This is a genomic window from Peribacillus sp. NPDC094092 (assembly GCF_050279365.1).
Lineage (GTDB): Bacteria > Bacillota > Bacilli > Bacillales > DSM-1321 > Peribacillus.
This window is the reverse complement of sequence record NZ_JBNNUC010000003.1, coordinates 296,670-312,083: the sequence shown is the minus strand read 5'-3', so window position 1 is coordinate 312,083 and position 15,414 is coordinate 296,670. Positions and strand designations below refer to the sequence as shown.

The following is a 15,414-nucleotide window of genomic DNA, read 5'->3' as shown; positions in this document are numbered from 1 at the left end:
TGTATTACTTGGATGTTCCGATCCTTTTCATCGCTTTCAGGCTGCTTACTTTAAAAAGGATGGATAATGCGAGATATAATCCGAATACCAGCAGCGAGATGATCACTAATTCCAAGATGATGGGCAACGTCATGGTTAGCGGATGGATCCAGAGAGCGAGTCCGTAAATTATGACTCCGATGATGGCAAGCTTGCTGCTTTCCTGAAAAACATCCGTGAAAGCGCCCTTGTCCGTTCTTTCTGTCTTTAGCCATAGGTAGCCGAAAAGATAGAGAGATTGCAGGAGCATGGATATGCCTGAGGCTAAAGCGATTCCGCCGACGCCGAGATAACGTGATAGGACCCAGCTGAGCAGGACGTTAAGTAATACGGCAATCAGGCAGGAATACATGGCCACTTTCGTTTTCTTCAAGGCGTAGAAGGCGTTCATCAGATAATCCCGCAGTGCAAAGAACGGGAGGCAAGCTGAATAAAAGATGAAAGCCCTGTAGGTCACCTCGGTTGCTGAAGCACCGAAGGCCCCGCGCTGGAAAGCCAGAGTGATTAAGCTGTTTCCGCTGATCAACATGACGACCATGAACGGAATCGCTAAAAATAATAGCGATTTCAATCCCTTTAAGGTCAAATTAAGGAAAGGTTGATACCCTATAAGTGCGCGTTCGACGATTGAAGGATACAATACGGTAATCAGCGGCGTGAGGACAATGCTTAACGGCAGCCACAGCAGGCGATTCGCATAGTTCAGTGCCGATACGCTCCCTGTTTCGAGCGAAGTCGCAATAATCCGATCCACGACACTATTCAACTGGATCGCCAAAGCGGCGATGATGATTGGGTAAAAGGTGGACAGTGTTTGAACGATCTGCCTTTTATGAGGCAGGAAAGCGACGATGGGCCTGATTCCGTATTTCTTCAAAGATGGGTATTGAATAAGGAATTGGCTTGCTGCACCGAATAAAAACCCCCAAGCCAATCCTTCAATCCCGAACGGAGCAGCGAACAATACAGTGGCTGCAATAATGACCGTGTTTTGTGCGGTTGAAGTGAGTGCTGGCAGAATAAAACGCTTATTCGCATTCAGGACCCCGGTCGCCATGTATGAAAGCGTGAAAAATAGTAAACTTGGCAGCATGATCCGGGTCAGTGACTCCGTCAGGGCAAGCTCTGATCCGGAGAAACCCGGGGCTGTCAACATGACGAGCGGCTTTATGAAAATCATGCAGGCGATGGTCAGGACTCCGGCTACCAGCATGAAGAAAGAGCCCAAAACACTGATGAATTCATCAGCTTTCGATGGATTGGCCGCTTTCTTTTCCAAGTAAATGGGAATAACGCCGGCCTGAAGACCGCTGCCGAGAGCTGTAAAAAGAATGGTCGGTATGAGGCTTGCCACGAAAAAAACATCTGCCATTGATGATGCTCCGAAATAGGCGGCTATGATCGATTCCCGCCCGAATCCGAGGACTTTTCCAATGGCTGTAATAATGGTGACGAGCCCGACCGATTTAATGACATGTGAAAGAGTAGGCATATTTTCAATCCTTTAAAATGATGTCCTTCTGTAAACAGATTCCCAAACAACTATAAAATATAAGCGTAAACATTTTATCTTCGAGAATATTGTAGAAAAGTCCTGCTAATAATGCGGCCAACATCAGGCATATGGTGAACGCTGTTAAAGTGCCGCTTCCCGATTTCAGGATTTTACGGCAGGTGAAAAAGATGAATGCAAGAACTGCAAGAAATCCCAGTGCACCAGTCTGGACCAGAATCTGGATATATTGATTATCGGTATACATCCTTTCACCAATTTGGTATTCCTGATAGATTGGTGAGGAATAGGAAAGTGTTGCAGAATCTCCGAAGGTTGCTAGCCCGGTACCGATTATCGGGTGATCCGTGAAGATTTCAATTCCTTTGATTAGGACATATAACCGGCCCCATTCCGTACTTTGATGCAGAGTTTTATCAGAGAACATTTCTGAAAAACGATTGGAGAGGGCATGTTCGTGATCAGGAGAGGGGGTGCTGCCAATTACCACATTTTCCATGGGAATCGATGCGGATACCTCCACTTTACTTGATGCAAATAAAACTGGGTAATAAATAAGAAGCAGGCCGAGACAAAGTGATCCTACAGCATATTTGAGAAATGGTTTATTTCTGGTCCATATCATAAAGACAATCGCCGAGAACCCGAATGCAATCATCGTGCCCCGTGAATAGGTAAGCAGTAACGTTCCGGAAAGCAGGATGGCTGCCAGGAAGACGACCCACTTATATTTTTTCAGCGATTGAAATAGAAAGAAACTAAGGAATAATTGGATGCTTAAGAATAAGGCAAATACATTAGGATTGGCAGGTGCTCCATAAATCCTCATCCGGTTTGTTGGAGAAAGATTCCACATTTCCCATGCATGGGGAAGCAGGACCGTACGTGAAAAGATCTTCTCCACGATGCCATGGAGGCAAAGTAAGATTGTAAATATTAGGATTACCTTTAAAAAGCGAAAGATATCCTTTCTTTCTAGATTTAATTCACCGATAATGTAAAGAAGCAAGAATGTAATAAGCAATGCACGGAGTTCAAATAGGATGGGGAGGATGCCCACTCCGTTCATGAGTGCAGCCCCGGCACCAATTAAACAAAACAACCAAAATGGCGCAGTGAAATGATATTTTGAAAATTGCCATTCGTTCTTTTTGAACCTTTCAATAAGTAAAGAAATGAATAAGGTGAGGATGATTAGGTCACCTGTATAGGTTAAGCCGCTATTCAGTTCCATCAATAAGGGACGGGCAGGGAAATAAATGAATAGAATGAATAACAGGTTTTTTTTATTTATACCGATAAAAATGAGCATCAGCGCCGTTGCTATGTAACCGGCGACAGGGTGAGGCACTGCCGATGGGACGAGCAGGCACAGAAATAGAATGGGTAACGATTGCTTTTCTATGAACTTCAATTGATTAACCACCTTTGATTCAAAAATCACGTTCTATGATGTGTATGAAAAAATTTCTTGAATAATACCCCACCCTTTAGATGTATAGTACATATGAAAGGCTGAAGTGAAATGACAGAAAAGTTTGTTGAGATACTATCCATACCATTCATTGATAGCAATATGGATGAATTCATGAATGGAATGATCTATCCAAGATTGATGAATCAGGAAAAAACGTTTATCGTTACGGCAAATCCGGAAATAGTCGAGTATGCAAATGAACATCAGGATTATAAAGACATCATTATATCGGCTGATTACATCACTCCGGATGGCGTTGGTATTATTATGGCCTCTAAATGGCTAAATCAACCTTTACAAGAGCGGATTACTGGATTCGACTTGATGAATGAATTATTTCGGGTCGCTGATGAAAAAGCGCTGAAGGTATACCTGCTTGGAGCGGAGGAAAGCGTGATTGAGGCAGCGGCCCTGAAAGTAAAAGAATCATACCCGGGGCTCAAATTGGTGGGATACAACCATGGTTACATTGATATAAAGGATGATGCCCTGCCTAAGTCGATAGCGGACCTGGAACCTGACATCATTTTGACTGCATTAGGTTTCCCCAGGCAGGAAAAATGGGTTTCCAAGCACTATGGGCTATTCAATAAGGGGTTATTCATGGGAGTTGGGGGAAGCTTCGATGTCCTTGCGGGAAAGGTGAACCGCGCCCCGGTTATCTGGCAAAAGATGCGTCTTGAATGGTTGTACCGGCTGATCCAGCAACCTTCGCGCTGGAAACGGATGCTTGCGCTGCCAAGATTCGTTTTGAAGGTTAAGCGGCTAAGGAAAACGGTACAGCGTTCCTGAACATAAGGAGTGGACTGGATGAGGATCTTGCACTTAAACGCTGGTAATGAAACTGGCGGCGGAATGTTTCATATTATGTCCTTACTGAACCAATTGAATAAAGAGGAGTGTTTGCTTGGTGTATTTGAAGAAGGTGAACTTTATCGGCGGGCCGTGTCTTCCGGGATACAAACCGAACTTTTCAAGCAGCATTCCAAATATGACCTTTCAATTTTGAAACCTTTACGGGACTTTATCCGTCTAAATAATATAGACATCATCCATACACATGGTCCGCGGGCGAATATATATGGTGCCTTTATAAAGCGCCTCATTAAATGCCCTTGGCTCCTTACTGTTCACAGTTCACCTCATCATGACTTTTTGGGGCAGGGCGTAAAAGGGAAATTGTTTACGGGCCTTCATGTAAGGTCATTTCAATATGCCGATCATATACTGGCAGTTTCCGACCGCTTTAAGCAGGACCTGATTGACCAAGGTATCCACTCTTCAAAAATAACAAAGATCCTAAATGGAATCGACTTTGAAAAGGAATTGCCTTTCCCGCTTCAAAGAGAAGATTTCGGGTTTGGGAAGGATGATTTCATCGTCATCATGCCTGCAAGGCTTGAACCGGTGAAAGGTCATGAATTTGCTTTGGCGGCATTAAGTGAAGTGGTAACGGAATTCCCTTATATAAAGCTGTTGCTTGCAGGGGACGGGAGCAGGAGATCGGCTCTGGAAGAAATGGTCATGGATAAGGGATTATCCGATCATGTACACTTTTTAGGGTATCGTGAAGATTTAGAACGAATCTACCCGTTAGGGGACATCACATTATTGACTTCATTAAGCGAAAGTTTTCCACTGGTATTACTTGAAGGAGCAAGATCGGGTCTGCCGGCAATCACAAGTGATGTCGGAGGTGTACAGGAATTGATTCCCGATCGGAAGAAGGGCTGGATCACGGAGATCGGCAATGTCGAACAGCTGAAATTGGCCATCTGCCATGCTATAGAATTAAAAAAATCCGGGGACCTGACAAAGATAGGGTCGGATTTACAAAAATTTGCAAAAAACAACTTTTCTATAGAGATTTTAGCCAAAAACGTATATAATGTTTATTTGAGGATGAAAAATTAAAATAAGCATTCATATATAGGTTTTCATATAGAGCGTTACGGGTATTAGATTTTTAGTGGAATTGAGGTGGTTCTTGATGTTAATAGGGGCCTTATTGGTAGCCTTTTTACTATCCATTTTTTTGACTCCTTTTGTCGGAAAGCTGGCCTTTAAATTAGGAGCTACCGATAAACCGAATGAGCGAAAAGTGCATAGTAAAATTATGCCGCGCATGGGCGGTTTAGCTATATTTTTGAGTTTTTTCATTACCTTCTTACTTTTCATGAATGACTTTAGGGAGCAGTTGCCCCTTCTGGTGGGAGCCCTTGTCATCATTTTGATCGGTATGGCGGATGATATTTTTGAATTAAGAGCTGCACCCAAATTCCTGGGCCAGGTATTGGCGGCCCTCATTATCGTATTATGGGGCGGCCTTGAAGTGGAGTTCATCAATTTGCCGTTCTTTACCGATACACTTGAATTTGGCGTTTTAAGTATACCGATCACAATTTTGTGGATCGTCAGCATCATTAATGCAATCAACCTGATAGACGGGCTGGATGGCCTTGCAGGCGGAGTCTCAACGATCGCATTAGTGACAATTGCAACCATGGCCCTCATTAAAGGGGACCTATTTGTTGCTATGGTCGCATTGATCGTGATTGGAAGCACTCTTGGCTTTTTGAAATATAACTTTCATCCGGCTAAGATTTTCATGGGAGATACAGGTGCCTTATTCTTAGGTTACATCATTGCCGTTCTATCCCTGCTAGGGTTTAAAAACGTTACGATGATTTCATTGATCGTACCGATCATCATTTTGGGTGTTCCCATTTCGGATACATTCTTCGCGATTATCCGCAGGGTCGTCAATAAACAGCCAATCTCGGCTGCTGATAAATCCCATTTACATCACTGCTTGATAAACTTGGGATTCACTCATAAGCAGACTGTCTTGCTCATTTACGCTTTAGCGGCTTGCTTTGGCTTAGCGGCCATAATCTTTTCATTTGCGACGATGTGGGGAGCTTTGATCCTTGTGACGGGAATCCTGCTGATCATAGAGATTTTTGTTGAGAAAATTGGTTTGGTGAATTCAAACTATCAGCCGTTGCTCAAGATTCTAAACTTTAAAAACAAGCCATGACCGTTTTGGAAATAGATTACTAGATTAGCCTATCTTGCTAGTGTATAAATGAAAAGCCACCAATCGTTTCATACAACGGTAGGTGGCTTTTTTGCTGTATTGGGTGTGGGGACATTTAAGGCTAACTGCGAAATAGGGAGGCGAACGCCTCAAAAAGGGACCCCCCACTCATGAGTGGGGGGTTCACGTTATTCTTGTATTTGTGATGAAACTGCTTCGGTTTGATCGCCTTCATTCGGTCCCAGGTTCAAGTGGGATTGAAGCAATAGCCTAGTGTTCGCTAATGATGTTTCGTTCAGCTGATAATAATAGGTTCCGTTAATGGTAGAATCCTGACCTTCAAGTTTGATGGTTTCAAGATTGAGGCCTTTATCGGTCGTTACATATTTTATGAAACCTTTCATTTGTGAGAATTGAAGGTTCGTTGTCATATTGTCACCGACAGCTTCCATCACGTCTGTGTATTTCGTCAGTGATCCGGCAGAGGTTGCTTTGGCAATGATGGCTTTTAGGACTTCCTGCTGACGCTCACCGCGTTGGATATCACTGTCCTTTTTACGTGTCCGTGCGAACGCCAATGCTTCTTCACCATCAACGGTCTGTAATCCTTCTTCAAGATGGATGGCATTCTTTTTGTCATGTGAATCGATTTCATTTATTTCATATGGGACGTCTACTTCAATACCATCCAATGAATCTACGACATCTATGAAAGCATTAAAGTTCATGCGAACATAATAATCGACAGGGACATCGAGTAGCTCCTCTACGGTATCCATCGTCGCTTTTGGACCGCCGGCTGCATGGGCCGCGTTGATTTTCGTGGTTACGCCTTTGGCTGGCACGTACACATAGGAATCACGTGGAATGCTTAATAGTTTTATAGATTTTTGATCTTTATTGAATGTGGCCAGCATTAAAGCATCCGAGCGGGAATTTCCTTTTAAGTCACGGTCCTTACTATCATCGATTCCTATGAAAAGAATCGAGAAATTATCTTCGAGCGGGTCGATCGCTGCATCTCGCTTTGCTGATGCTTCCACAGGGTCATAAGAATCACTGAATACATTCTGGGCTTTCATGTACAGGGTTGCAGCATACGTAGAAGCCCCGAGTCCAAGTACCAGAAGGGGGACAAGTAATAACCAAAGTCTCTTTCGCCTTTTTTTCTTTGTTTTTTTAATTTTATAAACACGCCTAGTAGTAGACATCTATTTCTTCTCCTTTTAAATAGCGAACATCAGACATATATCGCTATTTTTCGAATCCTGCAGTTTATATTTCGTCATATATTCCACCTAATTTTACAATGATTTAATAATTTCGTAAAATAAATATTTCTTTTCAAATATATTACAGCATAAAAAAAGGAAAAATATGCAGGAGTTTATCCGGAGAATTCCTCTTCCAAATAAAGCATTTCTTCCTCAGTAATATGGCCTTGACCATTTGTCAGCTCTGTAATCCAGGCGGTATATGTCTCTTTTTGTGTTTCCTCGACATATACAAGGACTTTGACCTGATCAAGGTACTGAATTTCCTTTATTTGATAAATGGAAGATCGCAATTCGTTTTCCAATTTTCCAAGCCAGGTATAGTCGACGGTTGTCGAAATGACCCGCATTAATTTTCTTACGACCACACCAGTGGTATTTATTCCTTCTGAAGTCGCTTTGCTGTAAGCGCGAATGAGACCTCCAGCACCAAGCTTGATCCCTCCAAAATACCGTGTGACAACAACAGCGGTGTCTTTCAGATCTTTTTTCTTCAGCACTTCCAGGATAGGGACGCCTGCCGTTCCGCTCGGTTCCCCATCGTCGAGGGCTTTTTGGATTTGATTTTGTTCGCCGATTATATAAGCGGAACAATTATGTGTAGCATCTTTGTGCTTTTTCTTGATTTCCTGGATAAAGGCCTGTGCGGCATCTTCGGTTTCAACTCGGGCGATGTGGGAAATAAAACGGGATTTTTCAATGACGATTTCATGTTCACCGCGACCTGCCACCGTTAAATATTGAGTGAGCATTACTATTCCACCTTCGTATTTCCTATTAGTTGATTAATTATAAGGCTTTGCGTAAAAAGTGGCAATGACGATTCATTTACATAACCGCATGTGTAAAGAAACTTTAATATAAGAAAAATCTGTACGTGTTATAATTAGTTTCATTGCCTGTTATTGTTATTAGCTGGTCATATATGCTTAAAAGAATAACATTGTAGGAAAAACATGAGTTCTGTGCCATTATCCTGGCTTTACTTTTACGCGTCCTCTTATTTCATGGATTTTGCCATTTAATAAATGCATCTGTTTCATAAGATAATCAATGGAGCGAAATATCCAATTTGATTGACAAGGATATTTTGTATTAGGATATTAGAAATGGCTTTCTGCCTTTAATAGGCAGACGTAATGGCCAAAATATGAGATGTATAGTAAATAGGTACATTTTATGGAAATCATAAAATGGAATTAACGTATTTTTAATCTTTTTTTGGTACAATATGTTCATGAAGGTTACTTCATACAAAAGTTTCCTGAAATTTAACCATTCATGAAAAAGGGAAAGAACTTTTTTCCATATACATAGTCTTTAAGACAATAAATTGTTTAAGTCTTTTGATTTAAGTGGAGGGATCTTAATGTCCATAAAAAAGGTTGATGCTAAAGCATTGGACAAGATCTTAGAAACAATGGTGAGCACTGTTAGTGAGAGTAAGGATGAGGTCTTTGATATCGGTGAACAATGCCGAAAGGATTTCGAGTCATTATCAAAAGAGCTTGATGATGTGAAAATCAGGGTTGCCATTGTGATAAACGACAGCGATGCATTGGATTCAAAAGCCAGATTTGCTCGAAAAAGGCTTTCAGAAGTCAGTATGCACTTCAACCATTTTTCCGAAGAACAGGTGCGCGATGCTTATGAAAGGGCACATAAGCTGCAAGTCGATTTACAAATTAACCGGCAATTGGAGAAAGAGCTCCGTAATCGCCGGGATGAGCTTGAGTTAAGGTTAAGGGGTCTACAGCAGACAATCGATAAAGCGGTGCATCTCGTTTCGCAAATATCGGTAGTGCAGAATTATTTGACACAGGATCTTAAATTTGTGGGGGAAGCCCTTCAAGAAGCGAAACGCAAACAGGACTTCGGCCTGAAAATAATCGAAGCCCAGGAGCAGGAACGTAAAAAGCTCTCACGTGAAATTCATGATGGTCCTGCGCAAATGCTGGCAAACGTCATGATGCGCTCAGACTTGATCGAAAGGGTGCAGCGGGAGAGAGGTCCTGATGAAGCGTTAGTGGAAATCCGCAGTTTAAAGGTCATGGTAAGGAATGCTTTATATGAAGTGCGCAGGATCATCTATGACCTTCGCCCTATGGCGCTTGATGATTTAGGCCTTGTACCTACCCTCAGAAAGTACCTGCAAACGACCGAAGATTATAATAATGGCGTGAATCTGAATTTCGTCAACCTTGGACAGGTCAAAAGGCTTCCTTCCGATATGGAGGTCGCTTTATTCAGGCTGGTTCAAGAGGCTGTACAAAATTCTTTGAAGCATGCGGACCCAAAACAGATACAAGTTAAATTGTCCATATCCAAGGAGATGGTGACCGTCGTCGTCAAAGATGATGGAAAGGGGTTTGACTCTTCGATTCAAAAAGAAGGTTCATTTGGCTTGGTGGGAATGAGGGAAAGAGTCGAGCTGCTGGAAGGTGAAATGACGATCGATTCACAACCGGGGGCAGGCACTTTGGTATTTATACAAGTTCCCTACCATGTATAAATTATAGAGAATAGACATATTAAATAGAAACTAGGAGGAAGAAGCCGTTGAAGACTAGTATCATCATTATCGATGACCATCAGCTTTTCCGTGAAGGCGTAAAGCGCATATTAGATTTTGAATCATCCTTTGATGTTGTTGCCGAGGGTGATGACGGAAGCGAAGCGATGGACCTCGTTGAAACACATAAACCCGATGTTGTAATCATGGATATCAACATGCCGAACATGAATGGGGTCGAAGCAACAAAAATGCTCGTGAACCGTTACCCTGAAACGAAAGTCATCATCCTTTCCATTCATGATGATGAAAACTACGTACAGCACGCATTGAAAACAGGAGCACAAGGTTACCTTTTGAAAGAAATGGACGCAGATGCGTTGATTGATGCTGTTCGTGTAGTCGCTGAAGGCGGCTCATACCTTCATCCGAAGGTGACACATAATTTAGTTAAAGAATATCGCCGCTTGGCAGCCGAAGAGGGTGCTGATCGTGATTCCGTACATACGATAGAAATCAGGAGGCCGCTTCACCTATTGACTCGTCGCGAATGTGAAGTGCTTCAACTTTTAGCGGACGGGAAAAGCAACCGGGCCATCGGCGAAACTCTATATATCAGTGAAAAAACAGTCAAGAACCATGTGAGTAACATTCTCCAGAAGATGAATGTGAATGACCGTACACAAGCGGTTGTCCTAGCCATTAAAAATGGCTGGGTGGAAGTGAAGTAATGTAAAGCGTTCGATAAGTCCGGCTCTTCAGATACCGCCATGCGTGCTGAAGGGCTGGATTTTTTTTTGGATGGATGACTCGATTCAAATTAGCGGTTTCATATTTTTGGTAATGAAGAAAGCTATTTAATGCAAATAAAGGCTTTTTCAGATAGAATGTTGAAGATGATACAGAGTAAATTTTTATAAGGATGGTACTATTATGAAAACCGCAGTCGTAACAGATAGCACTGCATATATACCCAAGGAAATACGTGATCGTTTACATATACACATGATGCCGCTTAATGTCATTTTTTCCAATGAGGCTTACAGGGAGGAAGTTGATATAACTGCGGATGAGTTTTATGAGGAAGTAAAGAAGCAGGAGAAATTGCCGACCACCTCCCAGCCTCCAATCGGGAAGTTTGTCGAGAAGTTCGAGGAACTGGAAAAAGAATATGATGATGTTATTTCCATTCATTTATCGAGCGGCATCAGCGGAACGTACCAGGGAGCGGTATCTGCAGGTGAAATGGTCGAGGGAGTCAGGGTTCATGCCTTTGATTCGGAAATCAGCTGCATGGTACAGGGGTTTTACGTGATCGAGGCGGCAAAGATGGCACTTGATGGTAAAGGTGCAGAAGAAATCATGGCAAGGCTCGAAGAAATGAAACCGTCGGTAAGGGCCTACTTCATGGCAGATGACCTATCCCATCTGCAGCGCGGAGGCCGCTTAAGCAGTGCTCAAGCATTGATTGGCAGTCTGCTTCAAGTGAAGCCAGTCCTCCATTTTGTTGATAAAGTCATCGTCCCGTTCGAAAAAATCCGTACAAGAAAAAAGGCGATGAAACGGATTGCCGATCTACTTGGGGAAGATGCGGCAAGCGGCGAGAAATATAAAGCCGTCATCATTCATGCAAAACGGGAAAGTGAAGCTAATGACTGGAAAGCCGAGCTTGAATCCCGGTTCCCGAATGTCGAGTTCGACATCAGCTACTTCGGTCCAGTAATCGGAACGCATCTGGGCGAAGGCTCAATGGGGATGGGCTGGTATAAAATTTAAGCTGTGACGCCTTTACAAAGTGAAAGGCGTTTTTTTATTGAGCAAAAAGGAATCCGGGAGTAAAAAGCGAATGATAAGGAGAGTGTAATTTAACAAGAAATGGAGGCTGCAATTTGGAAAACATGAGCATTTCCCCCCCTTATTCCCCGGAACTTCAGAACCATCTCACAGGAAAGCACCTTTTGGCCTTCGAAATCCCCTTCTCCCAAGAACTCCTCTTAGAGCACCTCAAGAATGGGTATGTCTCGGAAACTTGCGGCGTGCAATCCAAAAACGGAAGGTATAACTGTGTACGCTGCGGTAACAAAGATCAAACGTTATTTTATACATTCCCCTGCAAGATTTGCAATCAAGATTGCACGTACTGCCGCTCATGCATCATGATGGGACGGGTCAGTGAATGTGCAAAGCTTTATAGGTGGACCGGGCCCTGCATTCCGTTTACGATTCCTGACAATGTGATGAGGTGGGCAGGCACTTTATCGGCAGGTCAACAAAATGCCTCCGACCGAGTCGTTGAAGCCGTGAACGGAAATGATGAATTCCTGGTATGGGCTGTATGCGGGGCGGGGAAGACGGAGGTCCTGTTTCCAGCGATTGAGGCAGCCCTGCATGCCGGTAAACGGATTTGTTTGGCAACACCGCGGACCGATGTCGTTCTCGAACTCTCCCCAAGGTTAAAAAAAGCCTTTCCAGCCATTGAAGTCACGACCCTCTATGCCGGCAGTGAAGATAGACATGGCTTTTCGCCGCTGACCGTTGCCACGACACATCAGCTTTTCCGTTTCATTGAAGCTTTCGATGTCATCATCGTTGATGAAGTCGATGCGTTTCCCTATTCCATTGATGATTCGCTGCATTATGCGGTAAATAAATCGAAAAAAGTTACTGCGGCGACCATCTACTTGACCGCCACACCTTCGAAACGGATGCAGCGGCTATACCGAAGCGGTAATTTGAAAGCCGTCCTAATCCCGGCCCGTTATCATCGTCAGCCAATTCCTGTCCCTGGAATGAAGTGGAGCGGCAATTGGCAAAAACTATTTCTTCAACAAAGGATTCCCCCCTCAATCACCGGATGGGTAAGCGAACGCCTAAAGCAAAATATCCCCTTCCTATTGTTTTTTCCAAGCATTCATGTGATGGAGCAGGCCATTCCGCTGTTCCAAAGACTGTCCCCAAAGTTATCGATTGTCCACTCCCGGCACCCTGATCGAAAGGAAAAGGTAATGGCACTTAGGAATGGAATGATTCCAGGATTACTGACCACGACCATCCTGGAACGCGGCGTGACAATTGACCGGTTGGAAGTAGCCGTGATTGGTGCTGAACATGAAGTGTTTTCTGAAAGTGCACTCGTTCAAATTGCCGGAAGGGTAGGGAGAAGCTTTGCCAACCCTGCCGGGACGATCACCTTTTTTCATTACGGTAAAAGTAAAGCGATGGCCGAGGCGATTCACCATATACAAATGATGAATAAAGATGCCATGAAAAGGGAGCTGCTCGATGGATAGATGTCTTGTTTGTGATGAGGAAATGAAGCAGGCATTGACATGGGGCAGCTTGTTTAAGCGGGCAGAGGCAAGGGCAATCTGTGAAGGATGTGAGGGGAAACTTAATAGGATTACCGGGGAGATATGCCCAATGTGTTCAAGGGATTTGGACAGGGAATATCGGGACGGTGACCTTTGTCGGGATTGTTCAAGATGGGAAAGGGATGTGGAATGGGGAGGCTATTTGTCGAAGAACATATCGCTATTTCATTATAATGAATGGCTAAAAGATATTATTGCTAAATATAAGTACCGCGGGGATTATGCATTAGCTGAGGTTTTCGCCCCTTTTTTGAAAGAAAGGTTAAAAGACATGGAATTTGACCTGGTAACGGCCATCCCGCTTAGTCAGGAACGGCTTAGGGAGCGGGGATTCAACCAAGGGCAGGCTTTGGCAGATCTCATTGGACTACACATGGTTGAGACCTTGACAAGAATCCATACGGAAAAACAATCAAAAAAATCACGGCTAGAGAGAATCTCATTACCGCAGGTTTTTCAGGTCAAGCAATCTGATTTGCTGGGGCATAAATCCATTTTGATCATCGATGACATTTACACGACAGGCACAACGCTCAGGCATGCAGCGAAAGCATTAATAACGGCTGGGGCCAAAGAAGTATCATCCATCACCCTGGCTAGGTGAAATAGCTTATTTTAATGAACATCCTAAAGGATCGCCGGGATTATTCGATATATACACTAAAGAATAATCGCTGTGATGGTGAAGGAGGGGCCTCGATGGAAGTGTTCAACTGTCCAAGCTGTAATTCGTTATTCGTTATGACGAAATTCAGGGATGTATGCGATGCCTGTTATAAAGAAGAAGAAGCCCAATATGATAAAGTGTATGCATATATTCGCAAGAAAATAAATAGAACGGCGTCCATGATGCAGGTGGTTAAGGACACCGGCGTTGAAGAATCGTTAATAATCAAATTTGTGAGAACCGGAAAGCTGAGGGTTTCACGGTTTCCCAATCTGGGAATTCCATGTGAAAGGTGCGGCGCTAACATCAAGAACGGAAGGTTATGCGGCAAATGCGGCGATTCACTGCGATCGGATTTGCAGGCATTTGAAAATGAGGAAAAGCGCCTGACAGAAATTCAAGGAAATGATAAAAAAAATACGTACTACATGAGAGATGGACAAAAAGGATAAATCATGGAAACATGATGCGGTATTTGTTAAAATATTCGATATTGAGAACAATATTCGACAATGGATGTCGAAGGAAAGATTATAGGAAACAATTAAAGAAATCCAATCCTTGTCGATAATAAAGATAGGGAGAATAACACAGTCCAGAGCCATTTTCATGTGTTAGGAATCAACATAATGGGATTTACAAAATCGACCGAAGGAGAGGATCTGGAATATGAAAATCAATAACGTCGGTATGACAGGTGTTAACCCTTATAAACTACAAGCCAATAAAACGGGGAATATCCAAGAATCCAAGGTCAAATCCTCGGATAAAGTTGAAATTTCTTCAGCGGCAAAAGAAATGCAGCAATCATCTCCGATTCTTGCTGCAAGACAAGCAAAAGTGGACGAATTGAAAATCCAAGTTGAAAAAGGAAATTATAAATTGAATGCACAAGCAACGGCTAAGGGTCTCATCGATTTTTACCGGAAATGAATTTTCAATGAAAAAGCTTGAATGAAGTGGACGGAGCCATTTTCCGTCCTTCATTTATGAGCAGAGGAGGCAGGAAAATGTCTGCACGGAACATCATCGGATCGCTTGAAAAATTGATCAAGCTTCATAAAAGCCTTAATCAATTGGCGATAAGGAAAACGGCCATCTTGAAAGCAAATGATACCGAGGCGATTACTGCCCTTCTGATTTCGGAACAAAAGCATATTAAAGCCATCAGTCAAACGGATAAGGAAAGGGAAAGGGCAGTCGAGGATTTTCTTGCAGCCAATGGAACGGTGGGACAGCCTGCCTCCATTCATACCGTGACGGTGCTGACAGGACCTGAAGAAATGGAAGTCCTTGAGATGCTAAAAGCGGAATTGATTGATGAAGTGGCAAAGCTGAAGGAGCGGAACGGTTTAAATCAGCAATTGATCTATCAGTCCCTTCAATTCATCAATGTCTCTTTGGATATTCTGAGGCCGCGGAACCAGAACCTGAATTACGGGGATTCGGCTGGCAAAACGGCGAAAATCGGCATGGGAATGTTTGATTCCAAAGCATAAGAAGCAGAAAGAAGATGGAGGT

General features: G+C 43.2%; 15 protein-coding genes. 11 read left to right on the top strand and 4 right to left on the bottom strand.

The features are described 5' to 3' along the window. Positions 1-4: 4 nt before the first annotated feature. Together murJ and ACQKNS_RS17190 are read right to left on the bottom strand one after the other, a co-directional pair. On the bottom strand, positions 5-1,531 hold the full coding sequence (murJ, locus tag ACQKNS_RS17195; protein WP_427644538.1) for a murein biosynthesis integral membrane protein MurJ: 1,527 nt from the start codon (positions 1,529-1,531) through the stop codon (positions 5-7). A gap of 4 nt (positions 1,532-1,535) precedes the next feature. Beyond that, on the bottom strand, positions 1,536-2,966 hold the full coding sequence (locus ACQKNS_RS17190) for an O-antigen ligase family protein (protein WP_427644537.1): 1,431 nt from the start codon (positions 2,964-2,966) through the stop codon (positions 1,536-1,538). Positions 2,967-3,077: 111 nt separating this feature from the next. Between ACQKNS_RS17190 and ACQKNS_RS17185 the strand changes: the two genes are divergently transcribed. The 3 genes from ACQKNS_RS17185 to ACQKNS_RS17175 all read left to right on the top strand — a co-directional run bounded on the left by ACQKNS_RS17185 (position 3,078) and on the right by ACQKNS_RS17175 (position 6,069). Further along, positions 3,078-3,821 (top strand): WecB/TagA/CpsF family glycosyltransferase, encoded by a 744-nt coding sequence (locus tag ACQKNS_RS17185; protein WP_427644536.1) that lies wholly within the window; start codon positions 3,078-3,080, stop codon positions 3,819-3,821. Positions 3,822-3,839: 18 nt separating this feature from the next. Beyond that, positions 3,840-4,943 (top strand): glycosyltransferase family 4 protein, encoded by a 1,104-nt coding sequence (locus ACQKNS_RS17180; protein ID WP_427644535.1) that lies wholly within the window; start codon positions 3,840-3,842, stop codon positions 4,941-4,943. A 76-nt stretch (positions 4,944-5,019) separates the two neighbouring features. After that, complete coding sequence (locus ACQKNS_RS17175; protein WP_427644534.1) at positions 5,020-6,069, top strand: glycosyltransferase family 4 protein; 1,050 nt, start codon at positions 5,020-5,022, stop codon at positions 6,067-6,069. A gap of 188 nt (positions 6,070-6,257) precedes the next feature. On the opposite strand, the gene ACQKNS_RS17170 is transcribed toward ACQKNS_RS17175, so the two are convergent. Both ACQKNS_RS17170 and ACQKNS_RS17165 read right to left on the bottom strand, forming a co-directional pair. Next, complete coding sequence (locus ACQKNS_RS17170) at positions 6,258-7,280, bottom strand: LCP family protein (RefSeq protein WP_427644533.1); 1,023 nt, start codon at positions 7,278-7,280, stop codon at positions 6,258-6,260. A gap of 176 nt (positions 7,281-7,456) precedes the next feature. Then, complete coding sequence (locus ACQKNS_RS17165) at positions 7,457-8,095, bottom strand: YigZ family protein (protein WP_427644532.1); 639 nt, start codon at positions 8,093-8,095, stop codon at positions 7,457-7,459. Between the two features lie 617 nt (positions 8,096-8,712). On the opposite strand from ACQKNS_RS17165, the gene ACQKNS_RS17160 reads away from it, so the two are divergent. The 8 genes from ACQKNS_RS17160 (at position 8,713) to ACQKNS_RS17125 (ending at position 15,392) form a co-directional block, all read left to right on the top strand. Next, entirely contained in the window at positions 8,713-9,855 is a 1,143-nt protein-coding gene (locus ACQKNS_RS17160) for a sensor histidine kinase (protein ID WP_427644531.1), read from the top strand. Between the two features lie 47 nt (positions 9,856-9,902). Continuing rightward, positions 9,903-10,586, top strand: coding sequence for a response regulator (locus ACQKNS_RS17155; protein WP_101223770.1), 684 nt, complete (start codon positions 9,903-9,905; stop codon positions 10,584-10,586). A 202-nt stretch (positions 10,587-10,788) separates the two neighbouring features. Continuing rightward, the gene (locus ACQKNS_RS17150; RefSeq protein ID WP_427644530.1) at positions 10,789-11,631 is read left to right on the top strand and encodes a DegV family protein; all 843 of its coding nucleotides are present in this window, start codon (positions 10,789-10,791) and stop codon (positions 11,629-11,631) included. Between the two features lie 122 nt (positions 11,632-11,753). Beyond that, a complete protein-coding gene (locus ACQKNS_RS17145; RefSeq protein ID WP_427644749.1) occupies positions 11,754-13,145 on the top strand; it encodes a DEAD/DEAH box helicase in 1,392 nt (463 codons plus the stop codon). Further along, positions 13,138-13,830, top strand: coding sequence for a ComF family protein (locus ACQKNS_RS17140; protein WP_427644529.1), 693 nt, complete (start codon positions 13,138-13,140; stop codon positions 13,828-13,830). Before ACQKNS_RS17145 ends, ACQKNS_RS17140 begins: the two co-directional genes overlap by 8 nt. A 95-nt stretch (positions 13,831-13,925) precedes the next feature. Beyond that, complete coding sequence (locus tag ACQKNS_RS17135; RefSeq protein ID WP_427644528.1) at positions 13,926-14,345, top strand: TIGR03826 family flagellar region protein; 420 nt, start codon at positions 13,926-13,928, stop codon at positions 14,343-14,345. Positions 14,346-14,562: 217 nt separating this feature from the next. Next, complete coding sequence (flgM, locus tag ACQKNS_RS17130; RefSeq protein WP_098371589.1) at positions 14,563-14,826, top strand: flagellar biosynthesis anti-sigma factor FlgM; 264 nt, start codon at positions 14,563-14,565, stop codon at positions 14,824-14,826. A 77-nt stretch (positions 14,827-14,903) separates the two neighbouring features. Then, a complete protein-coding gene (locus tag ACQKNS_RS17125; RefSeq protein ID WP_427644527.1) occupies positions 14,904-15,392 on the top strand; it encodes a flagellar protein FlgN in 489 nt (162 codons plus the stop codon). Positions 15,393-15,414: the final 22 nt, after the last annotated feature.

Excerpts from the sequence above, each read along its gene's own strand:
- ACQKNS_RS17140 (WP_427644529.1), top strand. The coding sequence starts at position 13,138 with ATGGATAGATGTCTTGTTTGTGATGAGGAAATGAAGCAGGCATTGACA.
- flgM (WP_098371589.1), top strand. The coding sequence starts at position 14,563 with ATGAAAATCAATAACGTCGGTATGACAGGTGTTAACCCTTATAAACTA.
- ACQKNS_RS17135 (WP_427644528.1), top strand. The coding sequence starts at position 13,926 with ATGGAAGTGTTCAACTGTCCAAGCTGTAATTCGTTATTCGTTATGACG.
- murJ (WP_427644538.1), bottom strand. The coding sequence starts at position 1,531 with ATGCCTACTCTTTCACATGTCATTAAATCGGTCGGGCTCGTCACCATT.
- ACQKNS_RS17160 (WP_427644531.1), top strand. The coding sequence starts at position 8,713 with ATGTCCATAAAAAAGGTTGATGCTAAAGCATTGGACAAGATCTTAGAA.
- ACQKNS_RS17165 (WP_427644532.1), bottom strand. The coding sequence starts at position 8,095 with ATGCTCACTCAATATTTAACGGTGGCAGGTCGCGGTGAACATGAAATC.
- ACQKNS_RS17175 (WP_427644534.1), top strand. The coding sequence starts at position 5,020 with ATGTTAATAGGGGCCTTATTGGTAGCCTTTTTACTATCCATTTTTTTG.
- ACQKNS_RS17170 (WP_427644533.1), bottom strand. The coding sequence starts at position 7,280 with ATGTCTACTACTAGGCGTGTTTATAAAATTAAAAAAACAAAGAAAAAA.
- ACQKNS_RS17185 (WP_427644536.1), top strand. The coding sequence starts at position 3,078 with ATGACAGAAAAGTTTGTTGAGATACTATCCATACCATTCATTGATAGC.
- ACQKNS_RS17180 (WP_427644535.1), top strand. The coding sequence starts at position 3,840 with ATGAGGATCTTGCACTTAAACGCTGGTAATGAAACTGGCGGCGGAATG.
- ACQKNS_RS17145 (WP_427644749.1), top strand. The coding sequence starts at position 11,754 with ATGAGCATTTCCCCCCCTTATTCCCCGGAACTTCAGAACCATCTCACA.
- ACQKNS_RS17150 (WP_427644530.1), top strand. The coding sequence starts at position 10,789 with ATGAAAACCGCAGTCGTAACAGATAGCACTGCATATATACCCAAGGAA.
- ACQKNS_RS17125 (WP_427644527.1), top strand. The coding sequence starts at position 14,904 with ATGTCTGCACGGAACATCATCGGATCGCTTGAAAAATTGATCAAGCTT.